The organism is Microaerobacter geothermalis, from assembly GCF_021608135.1.
GTDB lineage: Bacteria > Bacillota > Bacilli > DSM-22679 > DSM-22679 > Microaerobacter > Microaerobacter geothermalis.
The window spans coordinates 184,634-201,567 of sequence record NZ_JAKIHL010000001.1; the positions used below are offsets into that span (position 1 = coordinate 184,634).

Annotated in this window: 14 protein-coding genes and 1 other annotated feature; of the genes, 12 read left to right on the forward strand and 2 right to left on the reverse strand. The window is 43.5% G+C overall.

The genetic code is table 11. From position 1 onward, the window contains the following. The first annotated feature begins 6 nt into the window (after positions 1-6). The 4 genes from L1765_RS00985 (at position 7) to L1765_RS01000 (ending at position 4,817) form a co-directional block, all read left to right on the forward strand. Positions 7-1,314 carry a NarK family nitrate/nitrite MFS transporter gene (locus L1765_RS00985; protein ID WP_236403404.1) on the forward strand — a complete coding sequence of 436 codons (1,308 nt, stop codon included), beginning with the start codon at positions 7-9 and terminating at the stop codon, positions 1,312-1,314. Positions 1,315-1,330: 16 nt separating this feature from the next. Then, positions 1,331-2,800: a NarK family nitrate/nitrite MFS transporter gene (locus L1765_RS00990; RefSeq protein ID WP_236403405.1), complete on the forward strand. Its 1,470-nt coding sequence runs from the start codon at positions 1,331-1,333 to the stop codon at positions 2,798-2,800. Between the two features lie 111 nt (positions 2,801-2,911). Beyond that, positions 2,912-4,189 carry a sensor histidine kinase gene (locus tag L1765_RS16050; protein ID WP_236403406.1) on the forward strand — a complete coding sequence of 426 codons (1,278 nt, stop codon included), beginning with the start codon at positions 2,912-2,914 and terminating at the stop codon, positions 4,187-4,189. Then, positions 4,158-4,817 (forward strand): response regulator, encoded by a 660-nt coding sequence (locus L1765_RS01000; RefSeq protein WP_236403407.1) that lies wholly within the window; start codon positions 4,158-4,160, stop codon positions 4,815-4,817. The genes L1765_RS16050 and L1765_RS01000 overlap by 32 nt, the downstream gene beginning before the upstream one ends. A gap of 6 nt (positions 4,818-4,823) precedes the next feature. Here the strand turns inward: L1765_RS01000 and L1765_RS01005 are convergent, their stop codons facing one another. Together L1765_RS01005 and proB are read right to left on the reverse strand one after the other, a co-directional pair. Beyond that, positions 4,824-6,071, reverse strand: a complete 1,248-nt coding sequence (locus L1765_RS01005) for a glutamate-5-semialdehyde dehydrogenase (protein ID WP_236403409.1) — start codon at positions 6,069-6,071, stop codon at positions 4,824-4,826. Continuing rightward, the gene (gene proB / locus L1765_RS01010; RefSeq protein WP_236403414.1) at positions 6,068-7,204 is read right to left on the reverse strand and encodes a glutamate 5-kinase; all 1,137 of its coding nucleotides are present in this window, start codon (positions 7,202-7,204) and stop codon (positions 6,068-6,070) included. The genes L1765_RS01005 and proB overlap by 4 nt, the downstream gene beginning before the upstream one ends. 24 nt (positions 7,205-7,228) lie before the next feature. After that, positions 7,229-7,464 (reverse strand) — a binding site (T-box leader). A gap of 95 nt (positions 7,465-7,559) precedes the next feature. On the opposite strand from proB, the gene L1765_RS01015 reads away from it, so the two are divergent. The 8 genes from L1765_RS01015 (at position 7,560) to L1765_RS01050 (ending at position 16,834) form a co-directional block, all read left to right on the forward strand. Then, a complete protein-coding gene (locus L1765_RS01015; RefSeq protein ID WP_236403992.1) occupies positions 7,560-7,880 on the forward strand; it encodes a type II toxin-antitoxin system VapC family toxin in 321 nt (106 codons plus the stop codon). Positions 7,881-7,934: 54 nt separating this feature from the next. Continuing rightward, complete coding sequence (locus L1765_RS01020; protein WP_236403429.1) at positions 7,935-9,290, forward strand: sigma-54 interaction domain-containing protein; 1,356 nt, start codon at positions 7,935-7,937, stop codon at positions 9,288-9,290. A gap of 117 nt (positions 9,291-9,407) precedes the next feature. Next, positions 9,408-10,148: a 3-oxoacyl-ACP reductase FabG gene (gene fabG / locus L1765_RS01025; protein ID WP_236403431.1), complete on the forward strand. Its 741-nt coding sequence runs from the start codon at positions 9,408-9,410 to the stop codon at positions 10,146-10,148. Positions 10,149-10,445: 297 nt separating this feature from the next. Further along, complete coding sequence (locus L1765_RS01030; protein WP_236403434.1) at positions 10,446-12,017, forward strand: acyl CoA:acetate/3-ketoacid CoA transferase; 1,572 nt, start codon at positions 10,446-10,448, stop codon at positions 12,015-12,017. Between the two features lie 49 nt (positions 12,018-12,066). Beyond that, entirely contained in the window at positions 12,067-13,326 is a 1,260-nt protein-coding gene (locus L1765_RS01035) for an ABC transporter substrate-binding protein (protein ID WP_236403436.1), read from the forward strand. A 143-nt stretch (positions 13,327-13,469) separates the two neighbouring features. Beyond that, positions 13,470-14,354 carry a branched-chain amino acid ABC transporter permease gene (locus L1765_RS01040; protein ID WP_236403439.1) on the forward strand — a complete coding sequence of 295 codons (885 nt, stop codon included), beginning with the start codon at positions 13,470-13,472 and terminating at the stop codon, positions 14,352-14,354. A gap of 1 nt (position 14,355) precedes the next feature. Continuing rightward, a complete protein-coding gene (locus tag L1765_RS01045) occupies positions 14,356-16,152 on the forward strand; it encodes a branched-chain amino acid ABC transporter ATP-binding protein/permease (RefSeq protein WP_236403442.1) in 1,797 nt (598 codons plus the stop codon). Beyond that, a complete protein-coding gene (locus tag L1765_RS01050) occupies positions 16,130-16,834 on the forward strand; it encodes an ABC transporter ATP-binding protein (RefSeq protein ID WP_456238226.1) in 705 nt (234 codons plus the stop codon). The genes L1765_RS01045 and L1765_RS01050 overlap by 23 nt, the downstream gene beginning before the upstream one ends. Positions 16,835-16,934: the final 100 nt, after the last annotated feature.

Genomic DNA, 16,934 nt, shown 5'->3' on the forward strand with positions numbered 1-16,934 from the left:
TTTTACGTGGCACTAATTACAGAATGGAATATTGAAGATAAAGACTTCTGGCAGAGAAAAGGAAAAAAAATAGCCTACAGGAATTTATGGATATCCATACCCGCATTGCTTCTGGCATTTTCTACATGGTTCATTTGGTCAGCCGTAGCTGTAAATTTAAATAATATTGGTTTTAACTTTAGTACGAGTCAGTTGTTTACGCTTGCAGCTTTACCGGGATTAACCGGTGCAACATTACGCATCTTTTACTCCTTTGTAGTCCCTGTCTTTGGTGGTCGTAATTGGACCATTATCAGTACGGCAACATTATTAATTCCTTCAATCGGTCTGGGAATAGCAGTCCAGGATCCTAACACTAGTTTTATAACCATGGCCATTCTGGCAGCACTTACCGGATTTGGTGGAGGGAACTTCGCATCCTCCATGTCCAATATAAGTTTTTTCTTTCCCAAAAAATTACAGGGTACCGCACTCGGTTTAAATGCTGGTCTCGGTAATTTAGGAGTAAGTGTCGCGCAGTTTGTAATACCTTTGGTTACTTCGGTTGGTATATTTGGTGCTTTGGGAGGAGCCCCGCAAATTTGGACGAAGGGTGATGTCACCAAAGAAGTATGGATACAAAATGCTGCATTTGTGTGGGTTATTCCCATTATACTAACCTTAATCGCGGCGTTTTTTGGAATGAATAACTTGCGTACCGCCAAGGCGTCGGTATCGGAACAATTGGTAATTTTTAAGCGAAAACACATGTATTTGATGACAATTCTTTACGTGATGTCATTCGGTTCTTTTATTGGATTTTCTGCCGCTTTTCCGTTGTTGATCAAGACACAATTTCCTGAAGTCAATCCATTACAATTTGCATTTTTGGGCCCACTGGTAGGGGCACTAATCCGTCCTGTTGGTGGCTGGATTTCAGATAAATTGGGTGGGGCGATTGTCACATTTTGGGATATTATCGTGATGATTATTGGAACGTTTGGAGTGATTTACTACATTAATCCTGATACGAAGAGCTTCACTGGCTTCTTCCTTATGTTTATGGTCTTATTTGCTGCGTCGGGAATTGCGAATGGCTCTACTTTCCGTATGATTCCGATTATTTTCGAATCGAAAGAAGCGGCAGCCGTATTAGGATTTACCTCTGCAATCGCGGCTTATGGCGCATTCTTTATACCCAAAATGTTTGGGTGGTCCATTGACAATTTTGGCGTTATCGATGTAGCGCTTTACATTCTTATCGCATATTACTTCATATCCCTTATCGTCACATGGTACTATTACGCACGGAAAAATGCTGAAATTAAGTGTTAGTTGGAGGTGACAGAAAATGAGACCTGCAGAACTATTTCAATTTCGTTCTCCACGTATAAAGGTTCTTCATCTAACATGGATTGCATTCTTTATCTCTTTTTTTACATGGTTTAATATGGCCCCATTGGCTACAACCATGGTGAAAACGAGTGGTTGGTTAACGGCAGACCATATGAAAGCTTTAGCAATTTTAAATGTTGCTTTAACCATACCCGCTAGAGTTATTATTGGAATGTTGCTCGATAAATATGGTCCGAGAATAGTTTTTTCAACATTATTAATATCAATGTCCATTCCTACATTCGTCTTTGCTTTTGGAGATACATGGACTCAATTGGCAGTGTCGCGGTTATTTTTAAGTACGATTGGTGCTAGCTTTGTTATTGGTATTCGAATGGTATCGGAATGGTTTCCACCGAAGAGTGTTGGATTTGCCGAGGGATTTTATGCCGGATGGGGTAACTTTGGATCAGCAGCTGCGGCTATCATTCTTCCGTGGATGGCATTTAATTTGTTTGGTGGTGATGATGGGTGGCGTTATGCCATTGCTGCTACAGGTGCAATCAGCTTTATCTATGGGATTATTTATTATTTTGCTGTTACAGATACTCCCAAGGGAAAAGTCTATCATAAACCTAAAAAGATATCGGCAATGGAAGTTAGTACATGGGGTGACTTGATTCAACTCATCTTATGGACGTTTCCTTTAGTTGGAGCCCTAGGCTTACTTTCTTGGAGGTTGAATAATTTAGGGTTTATATCGTCTAATGCCTTAAATATAATTTACGCATTACTTCTTCTGCTTTTCATCTATCAAGTGGGACAAATTATTAAGGTGAACGTTCCCATTTTGCGCAAGGGAGTACCAGAAGATGATAAGTATCGTTTCAAAAATGTAGCGGTTCTTAACGCTACCTACTTTGCAAATTTTGGTGCAGAGTTGGCTGTTGTATCCATGCTGCCAGCGTTCTTTCAAACAACTTATTCACTAACGCCAACCACGGCGGGACTAATTGCTGCTTCCTTTGCATTCGTCAATTTGTTTGCAAGACCATTTGGGGGCTGGCTTTCTGACAGAATGAAAAATCGTCGTTTGGTCATGTTGATGTATATGATTGGGATAGGCATTGGTTTTGTGATGATGGGATTTTTAAATTCCACTTGGCCAGTCATTCTTGCCGTTGGCATTACGATTGCAACCTCCTTGTTTGTTCAAGGTGCTGAAGGAGCAACTTTTGCCATGATCCCCTTGATTAAAAAGAGAATTACCGGTCAAGTCGCTGGCATGGCAGGGGCTTATGGGAATGTAGGTGCAGTTGTTTATCTTACCTTATTTACTATGGTATCTGTTCAACAATTCTTTTTTATCTTGGCAACAGGTGCATTCATAAGTTTTCTCGTTGCCCTTCTTTTTCTGGAGGAACCTGAGGGTGCATTTGCTGATGACTACAATGTATCTTCTGTAGATCGTGAAAAAGCATCTTAATTTTGTGAAAAAGTTCACATCTTATAACCGAAAATTTCGTTACAATGATAAAGGGAATCGTAATGGATAATTCATACGAAACATCTACAAAAAAGTAAAGGGGGACTCACCGTGATATTTAAACAGAAGTGGAAAACCCGTACCTTTATCCGATTTATGGTTATCAATGGCGTATTAACATCCATTACCTCCCTTATTATTGTGGCGTCCCTTTATGCAATCATTGGAATGCACGATGTTTCATTCAAGTCTGTTTTTTCCGTATTTATTTTTGTTTTAGTTGTAACTACCGTTTTCTTTGCCATCATATTTCGTCAAGGCAAACAGCTTCGGTCAGAGCAAGAGCAGTTAATTACCGTTTTTGAGCATATATCGGACGGGATGTTGATTCTTAATGAAAGATTGGATGTCGTCAGATCCAACCCAGCGGCAAGTCGTCTGTTACAGGTGGAATTAGGAAAGGAAAATTTTAATTTTTGTACGGTTTGTTCAAATTATCCAGGAGTAGGAAAGATTTGCTCCTATGATAAATGTTTTGTGATTGACAAAGTAGGAGAATCTGTCGAAATCCAGCTGAAGACAGGTAATGGAAAGGTTGTCCCTGTTTCAATTACCACCTCCCGATTTTCCCGTTCTGATGGTGAAACATGGACGGTTCTCAGTATTCATGAAGTAAGTGACCATCGTAAAGACGAGCAAAGCCGAATCGCCAAAATGGTTACCCACTCTATTTTACAGGCTCAGGAGAGGGAAAGAAAACGAATATCAAGGGAACTGCATGATGGAATTGGGCAGTCCCTATATAGCATTTTAATCCAAACAGAAGTGATGGAATCCATGATGGCGGAGAACGATCAAACAGCTAAACAGGTGAAACAAGTGCAGGAAACTATTCGCCAAACCATTGATGACATCCGCCACCTATCAGTAGAACTTCGTCCTTCTGCCCTTGATGATCTCGGGTTGATCGTTGCCTTGCGGACGTATCTTAAAGACTATGGATACAAATTCGGGATACAGGTTAACTTTTCTTACGATGGCGACAAAAAACGTCTTTCATCAACAGTTGAGACTGCGATCTACCGCATTGTTCAAGAAGCATTGATCAATGCGGTAAAATATGCACAAACCGAACGGGTTGATGTACTTATTACACAAACCATGCATGAGATCAAACTGATCGTCAAAGATTATGGAGTGGGTTTTGATCCTGGACATCCGGCAAAGCGTGGAGTCGGATTGTATAGCATGGAGGAACGAGCCAGAATCCTAGGCGGAACATTTCATCTTTCTTCACAGCCAAATAGTGGTACTCTTATAGAAGTCAATATTCCAATCGAACAGGGGGAAGAATGGGATGAACAATATACGCGTAATGTTGGTCGATGACCATGCCGTAGTTAGAAATGGATTACAGATGCTGCTTAACGCACAGCCGGATATTACCGTCATTGGTGAAGCAGCCGATGGTAATGAAGCGATTATAGCAGCCATCAATCTTAAACCGGATGTCATTCTTATGGATCTGAGCATGCCTAACGGAAGGGATGGTTTTTCAACAACGGCGGAAATTACCCAAAGTGATCCCGATATTAAAGTACTTATTTTAACTATGCACGATGATGAGCAGTATTTGTTCCGTGGACTGAAGTCGGGTGCATCCGGATATATATTAAAATCTTCCCCCGGTTCAGAACTTGTGAAAGCCATTCGTCAGGTTTATCAGGGACAAGCCTATTTGCATCCCAGTGCAGCGAAAAAGGTTATTGATGGGTATCTGCAATCCTCTGCTCATGATATTACAGATGCCTTTGATCTTCTTTCAGAGAGAGAGAAAGAAATTCTCAGCTTGGTGGCCAAAGGATATACCAATAAGGAAGTGGCCGATTTATTGGCCATCAGTACAAAAACCGTTGAAAATCATAAAGCAAACATAATGGAAAAATTGGGGTTAAGCACTCGCCGTGATTTAATTCGCTTTGCGGTAAAACGTGGATTATTGGATTTTGATGATTAACAGCAATTAATCCCTGATTTGCCCTGTTCCATATACCACGTATTTAGAGGAAGTGAGGGCAGGCAAACCCATCGGTCCCCTTGCATGCAGCTTTTGGGTGCTGATCCCAATTTCTGCCCCGAAGCCAAATTCAAATCCATCGGTAAACCGGGTGGATGCGTTATGGTATACAGCTGCTGCATCTACCCGTTGAAGAAATTGTTTTGCCCTTTCCTGATCATCAGTAACGATGGTTTCTGAATGCTTTGTTCCATATGTTTCAATATGATCGATTGCCTGATCAATACTAGATACTACTTTTAAAGCGACAGTTAAATCAAGGAATTCCGTATAATAATCTTCTTCACTGGCTAGCTGGATATCTCTGTCATAGGTTTGGGCAATTTCACATCCTTTTATGGCAACTCCCTTTTCCTTCAAGGATGCGATTAATTGGTTCAGATGCATTTTCGCCCATTCCTGGTGGACGAGGAAAGTTTCCGCAGCGTTGCATACGGCGGGCCGGCTCGTTTTTGCATTGATGGCAATGGATATAGCCATTTCCGGGTTGGCGTATCGATCAATATACACATGACAATTTCCTACTCCGGTTTCCAATACGGGAACGGTCGCATTTTCGACCACAGAGCGGATCAGTCCTGCTCCTCCCCTTGGAATAAGAACGTCTAAATATTGATTTAAGGTTAGCATCTGGGCGGCTGATTCACGGTTTGTTGCCTCCACCAATTGTATGGCACTTTGCGAGATGCCAGATTCTTTCAGTGATTGATGCAGAACAGAGACAATGGCTTTGTTGGATTGATATGCAGATGAACTCCCCCGGAGAAGCACGGCGTTTCCAGTCTTGAGACAAAGGGCGGCCGCATCAACTGTAACATTGGGGCGGGCTTCATAGATCATGCCGATTACGCCAAGGGGAACCCTTACTTTCTCAATCTTTAGCCCATTGGGACGTTCCCAGCTTTCCAGAATTTGACCGATAGGATCCGTCAATTCCACAACTTGTCTAAGTCCTTCAGCCATTCCCTCAATTCTTGATTCATTTAGGGTCAAGCGGTCAATTAGAGCCGAACTCACTTGCTGGCGTATCGCTTCTTCAATGTCCTTCCTGTTTTCAGCAATCAGGAATTTTTGGTTTTTTAACAAGTTGTCTGCCATGGCTAGCAAAGCCTGGTTCTTCTTGTTAGTGGAAAGTTGAGCCAGCTGTTTGGCAGCTTCTTTCGCCTTAGATGCCTGTTGGATGATATCGCTCATACATAAATCCTCCTTTGTGCAACCCATTCGTCCCGGTGGATCACTTCCTTTGGGTTGCCATTTACTTTTTTCTTTTTTATTACCCATTCTTTTAATTCCTTTGAAGAATAGCTTACCTTTCCCTTTCCGATCGGGGTGTTTTCCAGATCAATCACTTCCACTACGTCTCCTGAACGAAAATCCCCGTGCACATCGATTATCCCCGGCAGTAGTAAACTTTTATGATCTTCCAGCAGCGCCTTTTTTGCCCCGTTATCGATTTGAATGGAACCTTTAGAGCCGGAGTGTAAGGCAATCCACTGTTTCTTTGTTTTAAGGGTAGTGGCGGACGGTGTGAAATAAGTTCCATCCCCTTTGTGAACCATGGCTTGGATCAAGGAAAGTTTTTCTGATCTTTTCCCGATAAATACTTCAACCCCCAAAGATAATGCCACTTTAGCAGCTTCAATCTTTGATTTCATTCCGCCGGTACCCACTTTTGAAGAACTTCCCCCAGCCATCGCTTCGATTTCAGGCGTGATCTCTGCAACAACGTCATATTTTCGTGCCGACGGATCGGTGAGGGGGTTAGCGGAATACAATCCATTGGTATCCGTAATGATCAGCAACATATCAGCATGGATCAATCCTGAAACCAGAGCGGACAGCATATCGTTGTCTCCGAAGGTTAGCTCATGAACGGATACAGAATCATTTTCATTAATGATGGGAATAACCCCCCGTTTTAATAAGACCGAAAGGGTATTATGCGCATTTCTATAGCGAGTCTGGTCGGAAAAGTCATGACGAGTAAGCAATATTTGAGCGCCAACATAACCATGTTTTTTAAACAGCTTATTATAAGCTTCCATCAATAATCCTTGCCCTACAGCGGCTGCAGCCTGTTTTCCATCTAGCGTTACCGGGCGGGTCGGATATCCCAGGGCTTTAAATCCCGCAGCTACCGCACCGCTGGATACAAGAATGACATCGTGACCTTGTTCTTTTATTCGCGCAATATCATCAACATAAGTCTTTAATTTTGGGATGGAAAGGCCGCCAGATTTATTGGTTAGGGAACTGCTTCCCAATTTGATCACGATCCGTTTTTTACCCTTATTCTCCATCCTGTAACTTCCTTTCTCTTGAATCATGAAAACAAACAACCCCTTCATCCAGTTAAGGACGAAAGGGTTCTTCCGCGGTACCACCTTAATTGACAGTTAAACTATCCTGCTCAAACAACCGTTATTAACGGCTGACTCCTATTGATAACAGGCAGGAGAATCCTGTCCGGGTCATCCCCGGCTGTTCAAGGGCGGGTTCAGAAGGCCGTGCGGCAAAGTCTTTCAGCCAGTGGACTTTACTCTCTTATCGCGGGCTCACTCTTACTATTCCCTGTCATCACGTTTAACTTAGTCTCGGTTCGTTTCTTATGTTGTACATAATTATGCTTCAATTTTCATAAAGATGTCAAGTGTTTATCTATGGTCGCAATTTGCTCTATTGATGTGGAATTCTTCGATCACCCTAACCGAAATCCTCACCAAACCGATTCACGATGGAAATTACCAATTGGAGACGGACTATCGGGCATTATTTTATCACTTTCCGAACTTACGTGTAGCCCCGGTAGATATTTCTGTAGCTGAAAGAGTCAGTTTTTTCAGGGCCAAATACGGAATTCGGACACCTGATGCTATCATCATCGCTACTGCCATCGAGTATGGAGCCCATGTGTTATTGACGAACGATAACAGACTGGAGAAAATAAAAGAAATCAGGGTTGTTTCCATGAGCGAACTGGCAGAAATGGTTTGTGAAATGTAATTTTTAAAAAATGTAGAACTGTTAAGTGTATGAAATCTAAAGAGGTGGATAAATATGGAAATTAATCAGGAAATCCTTGAATCGATTATTAATACAGCCTATGAATGGATCGTTGTTGTCGATGCCGATGCCAGGATTGTGATGATGAACGATGCGTATTGCAAATTTTTGGAAGTCACCCGGGAAGAGGTGATCGGAAAGCCTGTTCAGGATGTCATCGAAAACACCCGTATGCATATCGTGGTCAATACCGGAAAGGAAGAAATTGCCGACGTCCAGCGAATCCGTGGAAACGACATGATTGCCAATCGGTTCCCCATTAGGAAAGATGGAAAGATCATTGGTGCCGTTGGAAGTGTTATGTTCCGAACCACCAAGGAGTTAAATGCATTAACCGAAAGGGTCCGCCGCCTGTCCATGGAACTGGAATATTATCAAAATGAGCTACAGCGTGAAAGTACCGCCAAGTATCGTTTGGAACATATTGTTGGTCAAAGTTCTAAAATACTGGAACTAAAAAATCTGGCATTGAAAGCCGCAAAGAGCCATTCGACAATTCTGCTGATCGGGGAATCAGGTACAGGCAAGGAGCTGTTTGCCCATGCGATTCATCATGCCAGTCCCCGTTCACGCAAGCCGTTCATTAAAATCAACTGCGCAGCGATCCCGGAAAGTTTACTGGAATCAGAGTTGTTTGGATATGTAGAAGGGGCATTTACCGGCGCGAAAAAGGGAGGAAAACCTGGAAAATTTGAGTTGGCCAATGAGGGAACCATCTTTCTGGATGAGATTGGCGATATGCCGATAAACATGCAGACGAAATTATTGCGTATATTGCAGGAAATGGAAGTGGAACGAATTGCTGGACACGCACCGATACCCATTGATGTAAGAGTGATCGCTGCTACAAATGCACCATTGGAAGAATTGGTGAAAAAAGATCAATTTCGCCAAGATCTTTATTATCGGTTGCATGTTTTTCGTTTGGACATTCCCCCCTTAAGGGAGCGCAAGGAAGATATCCCTTTACTGATTTCTAAACTGCTGGAAAAATTAAATTTTGAATTTGGTAAATGGGTAACCAAGATTGATGATGAAGCCATGAAAATTTTATACCAGCATGATTGGCCCGGCAATGTCCGTGAGCTGGAAAATGTACTGGAAAGGGCTCTTAATATTGTTGAATCTTCAGTCATCGGAATAGAGCATTTGCCCTTATATTTGAAAAAGGATAAAAGAATCCACGCGCCCTCCCATGAACTTAATTTAAAGAAAGTTTTAGCCCAGGTGGAGAAGGAAACGATAAAAAGAGCCTTAAACGCGGCGAATCAGGACCGATATAAGGCGGCCGATCTTCTGGGGATCAGTAAAACCACCCTTTATGACAAGATTAATAAATATGGAATATAAGGAACAAATGTCCTGATCGTGATGTTTGTTCTTTTTTTGTACTGATGTCTTTTTGGTATGCTTTTTGCACATCACTCCATAGTGAATCGATTATTATTCACAAAGGAGGAGAAGGCTGTGAGATTAACAGGAAAAGTAGCCCTCATTACAGGAGGGGCCAGAGGTATCGGAAAGGAGGGGGCACTGTTATTTGCCAAAGAAGGGGCCAAGGTGGTGATTGGTGATTTTGATAAGGCTTGCGGAGAAGAGACGATTGGATTAATCACTCAGCAAGGGGGTGATGGAATATTTGTCCATGTGGATGTTTCAGACTCTGAAAGTGTGAGGAAAATGACAGAAACAGCTCTAACCCGATACGGGAAAATAGACATCCTCGTCAATAATGCAGGGATTACAAGGGATGGATTGTTGACCAAATTATCGGAAGAGGAATGGAATCAGGTCATTCAGGTGAATCTTAGCGGCGTTTTTTTCAGTACTCAAGCCGTAGTTCCCCATATGATTGAACAGGGGAGCGGAAAGATCATCAACACCTCTTCCATCTCCGGAATTTATGGAAATGTAGGACAGACGAATTATGCAGCCGCCAAGGCTGCCGTGGTGGGAATGACAAAGACTTGGGCAAAAGAGCTGGGACGAAAAGGAATTTGCGTCAATGCGGTTGTTCCTGGCTTCATAGAAACCGATATGGTAGCCAAGGTCCCTAATAAGGTAATACAAAAAATGATAGAAAGGATTCCCCTTCAGCGCCTGGGACGACCATCTGACATTGCAAAGGCTTACTTATTCCTGGCTTCTGATGAATCAGATTATATCAATGGCTCCATACTTCATGTAGACGGAGGAATAACCCTTTAATTTTCCGGAAAAGTGGAATAATCCGAAAAATCGGAAAACAATAATCAGATTACAAGAATCATAGCTTATTGAAAGCGTTAACATGATTTTTGTCCGAATTTCCGGAAAGAAATTCCTTGTCTATTCAACGTCTAACTGACTCCATCACCGAAATACCCGGATGTTTTTGAGGGCTCCGTTCTTGAGTATCGAAGCGGACCTTCACTCTTCTTCGCCGAATTTCAATGATTTTGTTCAATTGGCATGAGATTTGCATTAATGTACTGGCATAATAAAAAAGGAGGGATCAATCGCCGAATGCCAGTACAAATATTATCAGCAGAAGAAGCGGTAAAACTGATTCAAAATGGACAAACAATCGCCATAAACGGATTTGTGGGAACCGCTCACCCTGAGGCCCTGTCTTCATCCTTGGGAAAGCATTTTCTTGATAATGGTTTTCCCAGGGATTTGACTCTGGTCTATGCTGCAGGACAAGGAGATGGGCATTCCAAGGGGATGAACCATTTAGCCCATGCGGGATTATTAAAGCGGGTGATTGGAGGCCACTGGGGGCTGGCTCCCCAACTTGGACAATTGGCTGTAGAGAACAAGATAGAAGCATATAATCTGCCCCAAGGGGTCATCTCACATCTGTTTCGCGATATTGCCGCTGGAAAAGTAGGAACCATTACTCATGTAGGACTTCATACCTTTGTTGATCCCCGTCAGTCTGGAGGGAAAATAAATGACGTAACCAAGGATGACCTGGTGGAAATTGTTCAGATCGGTGGGGAAGAAAGATTATTTTATAAATCCTTTCCCATTCATGTCGCTCTCCTTAGAGGAACAACCGCAGACGAATTTGGAAATATTTCTATGGAGAAAGAGGCAGTGGTGCTTGAGGCCCTTGCCATTGCCCAGGCGGCACGAAATTCAGGGGGCATAGTGATTGTCCAGGTGGAAAGGGTGGTCCAGGGCGGAAGTCTGGATCCTAAGCTGGTTGTCATTCCCAACATCTTGGTGGACGTGGTGGTTTTGTCAACCCCTGAACAGCATCAACAAACCTTCGCTGAGCAGTATAATCCGGCATATTCCGGAGAAATTAGGGAAATTTTAGGGAAAATGCCCTACCTACCGCTGGATGAGAGAAAGGTGATTGCACGCCGGGCGGCCATGGAGCTGGATGGAGTCAATGTTGTCAATTTGGGTATCGGATTGCCGGAGGCTGTAGGCTTTGTGGCGATGGAAGAAGGAATTGGGGACTTCACCCTAACCGTGGAATCGGGACCTGTAGGTGGAATCCCGGCTAGGGGACTCAGCTTTGGGGCTGCCACCAATCCCTATGCGATTTTAAACCAGCCTTCACAGTTTGACTTCTATGACGGTGGGGGAATTGATGTAGCCTTTTTGGGAATGGCTGAATTGGATCAGTTTGGCAATGTCAATGTTAGCAAGTTTGGTCCGAGGGTCATGGGTTGCGGTGGCTTTATCAACATCAGCCAAAATGCAAAGAAAGTGGTTTTTTGCGGAACATTTACAGCAGGTGGACTTAAAGTGAAAATCGATGATGGGAAACTAACCATTTTGCAGGAAGGTAAACATCGAAAATTGATCAAAAACGTTGAACAAATTACCTTTAACGGAAGATACGCCAGCGAAACCGGAATTTCTATTTTATATATCACGGAAAGGGCGGTATTCAACATCCGTGATGGAAAACTGGAACTTGTCGAAATCGCCCCGGGTATTGATCTGGAAAAGGATATTCTGGCCAATATGGAGTTTAAGCCACTATTATCGCCTCATGTAAAGCAGATGGATCCAAGGATTTTTGGAAGGGGGAGAATGAACACCAGTCACGGATTAAATTTACAGAAAATTGTATAATCATATAATATAAAGAGAATTAAGAATTTAAATCAAAGGGGGATTTTACATGAGAAGAAAGATTGGGAGAAAGGGATTGTTACTTGCTATTTTTTTTGTGATTGCTCTATTGGTAGCAGGCTGTGGACCAAAATTGGATCAGGGTTCAAGCCAGCCTGCATCCAGCAGCAGTTCTTCTTCCGGCTCCAGTTCCAGTCCGTCTAGCAGTGAAGGAACATCCGGCACTTCCATTGAAGGAGGAGAATTCGTATTGGGAATGGCCATTTCCTTATCGGGTGGTACAGCCAAATATGGAGAAGCAGCCAAACGGGGAGTTGAAATGGCGATTGAAGAGTTTAATGCTAGCGGTGGATACAACGGGAAAAAAGCGGTATTAAAACTGTATGATGATGAGGCAAAACCGGAAAAATCCGTAGAAGTGGTTCAGCGCCTGATTACTCAGGATAAGGCGGTTGCCATCGTAGGTCCGGCAAACAGTGGAAATGCAAAAGCTCATATCAAGTTTACCCAGGAAGCAAAAGTTCCTGAGGTGATTCCAGTAGCAACAGGTACAGCCATTACCCAGACCTATGCTGGAGAGGAAAAAAATTATATTTTCCGTATTGCACCCTTTGACAGCGGTCAGGTAGGAACGATGCTGAAATGGGCAGTGGAAGAAAAAGGATTTAAGAAATTGGCGCTGCTCCATGATACAACCGGCTACGGACAAGGGGGTAAGGAAGACGTATTAAAGCAGCTGAAAGAAAATTACAATTTGGAACCGGCAGTTATAGAATCCTTCCAGGTAGGGGACCCCAGCATGGAACCCCAGTTGACAAAGATAAAAAATGCAAATGTAGATGCCATTATTTTCTACGGTTTGGCCCCTGAAGTTGCTGTTTATTTGAAGAGCAGGGATAAAATTGGATACTACCCAATTACCGTGGCCTCCTGGGCAATGGGAGACCCCACGGTCAAGGAACTGGTTGGAGATCTGGTCAACAAAAACCTGTACTTCGTTCAATCGTTTACCATAGACCAAAGCGATAAAGCGAAAGCATTTCATGAGAAGGTCGTTGCCAAGTATGGAGAGGATATTTTCCCAATTGCCACCGCGCAGGGTTATGATTCCGCAAAGGTCATCCTAAGCGCCATTAAGAAAGTGGGTCTTGATTCGGAAAAAATTCGCGATGCCATAGAAAACATGACGGATTTTGACGGTGTTACTTCTGCAGGGGCGCAACCCTTCTCCAAGGATAATCATGAAGCACTAACTAAGGATAATATGTTTTTGGCGACCTATAAGGATGGTGTCATTGCCAAACCGTAATTGGCAAGGCCATGAAAACGGGGGAGGAGAGGGCTCCCTTCCTTCCCCTCGTTTCATCTGAAATTACATTTGTATGGACGGAACTAAATCTTTAGTACCGGACCTATAGTTCCGTATCTATTGAAAAAAGGGGGGGTTCAGAATTGGAGCAAGCAATTGTAAGCGGTCTTATCCTTGGCAGTATTTATGCGATTATTGCCCAGGGATATTATATCACCTATATTACGACCAATACCCTCAACTTTGGTCAGGGAGATTTTTTGATGCTGGGGGCTCTACTGGGATTAACATCGATTGGGATGCTTGCAGCAGCAGGAGTTCCCGTTTATTTATCACTCATCCTGGCCATCGCGATTGTCATTATTATCAAAAGTGTGCTGGGAATTCTGCTGGAGCAGGTGGCAATTAAGCCCTTGAGGCATTTTTTCTCGATCGGCTGGATTTTAAGCACAGTGGCTGTTTCCATTATCATCAGAAATATTGCCATGTTGATCTGGGGGAGAAATGTGATTCCTTTTCCGTCTCCTTTGGGTGAGAAAGTGATTCGCATTGGAACCATCGGCATTGCCCCCCATGAAATATTTGCTGCAATTTCGGCGGTGGTCATAATGGCCCTTCTCTTCTTCTTTCTGAAAAAATCGTTGCTAGGAAAAGCATTGTCCGCCGTAGCTTTCAACAAGGATGCAGCTTCTCTGATGGGGATCAATCCCCGCTTTATGGCTTTATTTTCCTTTGCCCTCTCCTCAGCCTTGGCCGGGATTGGCGGAATCTTGGTAGGCCCCATCACCAATACCGCCTTTTATATGGGAGCAGGCCTCGGCCTTAAAGCATTTGCCGTAGCTATTATTGGAGGTTTGGAAAGTCCAGGGGGTATTTTAGTTGGTGGGTTACTCCTTGGCGTGTTGGAACAACTGGTAGCCCTTTGGGATTCTTCTTTTAAGGATGCAAGCGCCTATGTATTGATTCTTATTGTTCTTGCCGTGATGCCGCAGGGATTGTTTGGAGCGCGGAGAAAGGAGAAGTTTTGATATGAAAAAGTGGATCACCTATGGAACTGCTGCTATTTTCATTTATCTGCTGCCATGGCTTATTCCCAACTCCTTCTTCATTCATGTGGCTCAAGGCTTTGCTTATACTTATCTGGTGATTTTAGGTTTAAATTTATTGGTGGGCCTATCCGGGCAGCTGTCGTTGGGCCATGCCGGCTTTTATGCGATCGGTGCTTATGTCACGGGATTATTAACGGTTCAGGGAATTCCTTTTCTGATCAGTCTTGTGATTGCCTCTTTCGTAGCTGGGGTTACCGGTGGAATTGTCGCTTTGCTGTCACTAAGAGCCAAGGGCCCTTACCTTGCCATGGTAACCATTGCTTTTGGCGTCTTGATTGAGATCATTGCCAATCGTTGGGTTTCTGTGACAGGAGGTCCGGCGGGGGTTTATTTGGATAAAGCAGATATTTTTGGATATGCGTTAAATGAAGTGGAATACTTCTATTTCGTAGGATTTGTGGCTTTGTTTTTTACCCTGTTGGCCAATCATCTGTTCCAATCCAGATTCGGCAGAACCTTTCGGGCGATTGGACAAAGTGAAATTGCCGCTGAAGTGATTGGTGTCAATGTTCGGAATTGGAAAGTGCTGGCTTTTATGATCAGCGCCTTTTTGGGCGGGATCGGTGGAGCGTTTTTTGCCTTTCAAAACGGGTACTTTAACAGCGAAACCTTCACCTTTGATAAATCGATCCTTTTCCTGGTCGGTGTGATCGTTGGGGGAGCTGGAACCCGTTTGGGACCTTTGATCGGGACAGCCGTTGTTTTCCTGATTCCACAAGTATTTGCCTCTCTCTATGATTATCATCTCATCATTTTCGGAACGATTCTTCTCCTTAGTCTGGTACTGCTGCCTGATGGGATTGCCGGGAGCCTTGGCAAACTATCTCTTTTTCAAAGATGGAAATCAAAAGAGCAGCTACAGGGAGATGTTGAAGAAGGTGAAATGGGGGATTTTTCATTCCGGCACCATCTGAATCATGAAGAGCAGCTGGAGATCAAAGAACTAAATATGGATTTTGGCGGATTGAGGGCGGTTAATCAGCTAAACATGGTAATTAAACCGAACCGGGTTCATGGATTAATCGGTCCTAACGGATCGGGCAAGAGTACAACAGTCAATCTGCTAAGCGGTGTATATCGACCGTCAGGGGGGAAGATTATCTGGCTGAATCGCGATGTTTCCCAATATGCTCCCCATAAAATGGCACATCTGGGAGTGACGAGAACGTTTCAAAACCTGCAGCTGTTCTATGAATTGACAGTATTGGAAAATGTGATGCTGGGTTTTCATAAGCATTACAAAACCGGATTCTGGCATAATCTGTTTCACTGGCCATCTTTCTTTCGGGAGGAGAGTCAATTTCGAAAGGAAGCTCTGGTGCTTCTTCGATTGGTGGGTTTGGAAGAGAAGGCCCATGAGATATCTGGAAGGCTGTCCTATGGAGAGCAGAGGTTGGTAGAAATCGCACGAGGTCTGGCCGTAAAACCATCTATTATGATTCTGGATGAACCGGCAGCCGGGGCCAGTCCGGTTGAAATCGAAAAAATCATGAAAGTAATCCAAACCTTAAAGGATGCAGGTCTTTCAATCATATTGGTTGAGCATCATATGGAAATTGTCATGAATGTATGTGATGTCATCACGGTTCTTGATTTTGGCGAGAAGATTGCGGAAGGAGATCCCGCCGCCGTTCAGAGCAATCCCAAAGTAATTGAAGCCTATCTGGGGGGAGAAGAGGTGACAGAGCTTGTTAGTGGTCAAAAATCTATCAGTTGATTATGGATCGGCATCTGTTTTGAGGAATGTTCAGATGGAGGTAAATGATGGGGAAATCGTTGCACTGATCGGCCGAAACGGAGCGGGAAAAACGACGGTATTGCGGACGATTACCGGTCTGGTGAAAGCAAAGGATGGAGAAGTCAATTTTCAGGATCAGGAGCTAACAAATATTCCTGCCCACCAAATCGTCAAATTGGGAATTTCCCATGTTCCCCAAGGGAGGCAGGTATTTGGCGACCAAACGGTAGAGGACAACCTGATCTTGGGTGCCTACACCAACCGTAAAAATAAGAAAAGAATGATGGAATTGGTTGAAAGGGAATATGAAAGATTTCCTAGGTTAAAGGAACGAAGAAGACAGATGGCCGGAACATTAAGCGGCGGAGAGCAGCAGATGCTGGCCATTGCGAGGGGGTTGATGTCTGAGCCGAAATTGCTGGTGTTGGATGAGCCCTCCATGGGATTATCTCCCCTTTATGTAAAGCATATTTTTGACACCCTTCTGCAGTTGAAGAAAGAGGGAGTCACCATTTTGGTGGTGGAACAATTGGCCACCGCAGCCTTATCCATCTCAGACCGGGCATATGTGTTACAGCTGGGCGAGGTAAAACTTAACGGCAAATCAAGGGATCTGTTGAAGGATGACCGGATTTTAAAAACGTATCTGGGAGCGTCGTGATTTTTGAACAAGAATTTTCTAAGGCCAGTCTTCCAGTTTTTACTTAATAAAGAGGCTTTAGAACGGGAATTAGCCCTCAAACCGACTCCAGATTTGAAAT

What these genes read in the sequence shown, in the direction of transcription:
- L1765_RS00990 (WP_236403405.1), top strand. Translation starts at nt 1,331, where the DNA reads ATGAGACCTGCAGAACTATTTCAATTTCGTTCTCCACGTATAAAGGTT.
- L1765_RS01000 (WP_236403407.1), top strand. Translation starts at nt 4,158, where the DNA reads ATGAACAATATACGCGTAATGTTGGTCGATGACCATGCCGTAGTTAGA.
- L1765_RS01005 (WP_236403409.1), bottom strand. Translation starts at nt 6,071, where the DNA reads ATGAGCGATATCATCCAACAGGCATCTAAGGCGAAAGAAGCTGCCAAA.
- proB (WP_236403414.1), bottom strand. Translation starts at nt 7,204, where the DNA reads ATGATTCAAGAGAAAGGAAGTTACAGGATGGAGAATAAGGGTAAAAAA.
- L1765_RS01015 (WP_236403992.1), top strand. Translation starts at nt 7,560, where the DNA reads ATGTGGAATTCTTCGATCACCCTAACCGAAATCCTCACCAAACCGATT.
- L1765_RS01020 (WP_236403429.1), top strand. Translation starts at nt 7,935, where the DNA reads ATGGAAATTAATCAGGAAATCCTTGAATCGATTATTAATACAGCCTAT.
- L1765_RS01030 (WP_236403434.1), top strand. Translation starts at nt 10,446, where the DNA reads ATGCCAGTACAAATATTATCAGCAGAAGAAGCGGTAAAACTGATTCAA.
- L1765_RS01035 (WP_236403436.1), top strand. Translation starts at nt 12,067, where the DNA reads ATGAGAAGAAAGATTGGGAGAAAGGGATTGTTACTTGCTATTTTTTTT.
- L1765_RS01045 (WP_236403442.1), top strand. Translation starts at nt 14,356, where the DNA reads ATGAAAAAGTGGATCACCTATGGAACTGCTGCTATTTTCATTTATCTG.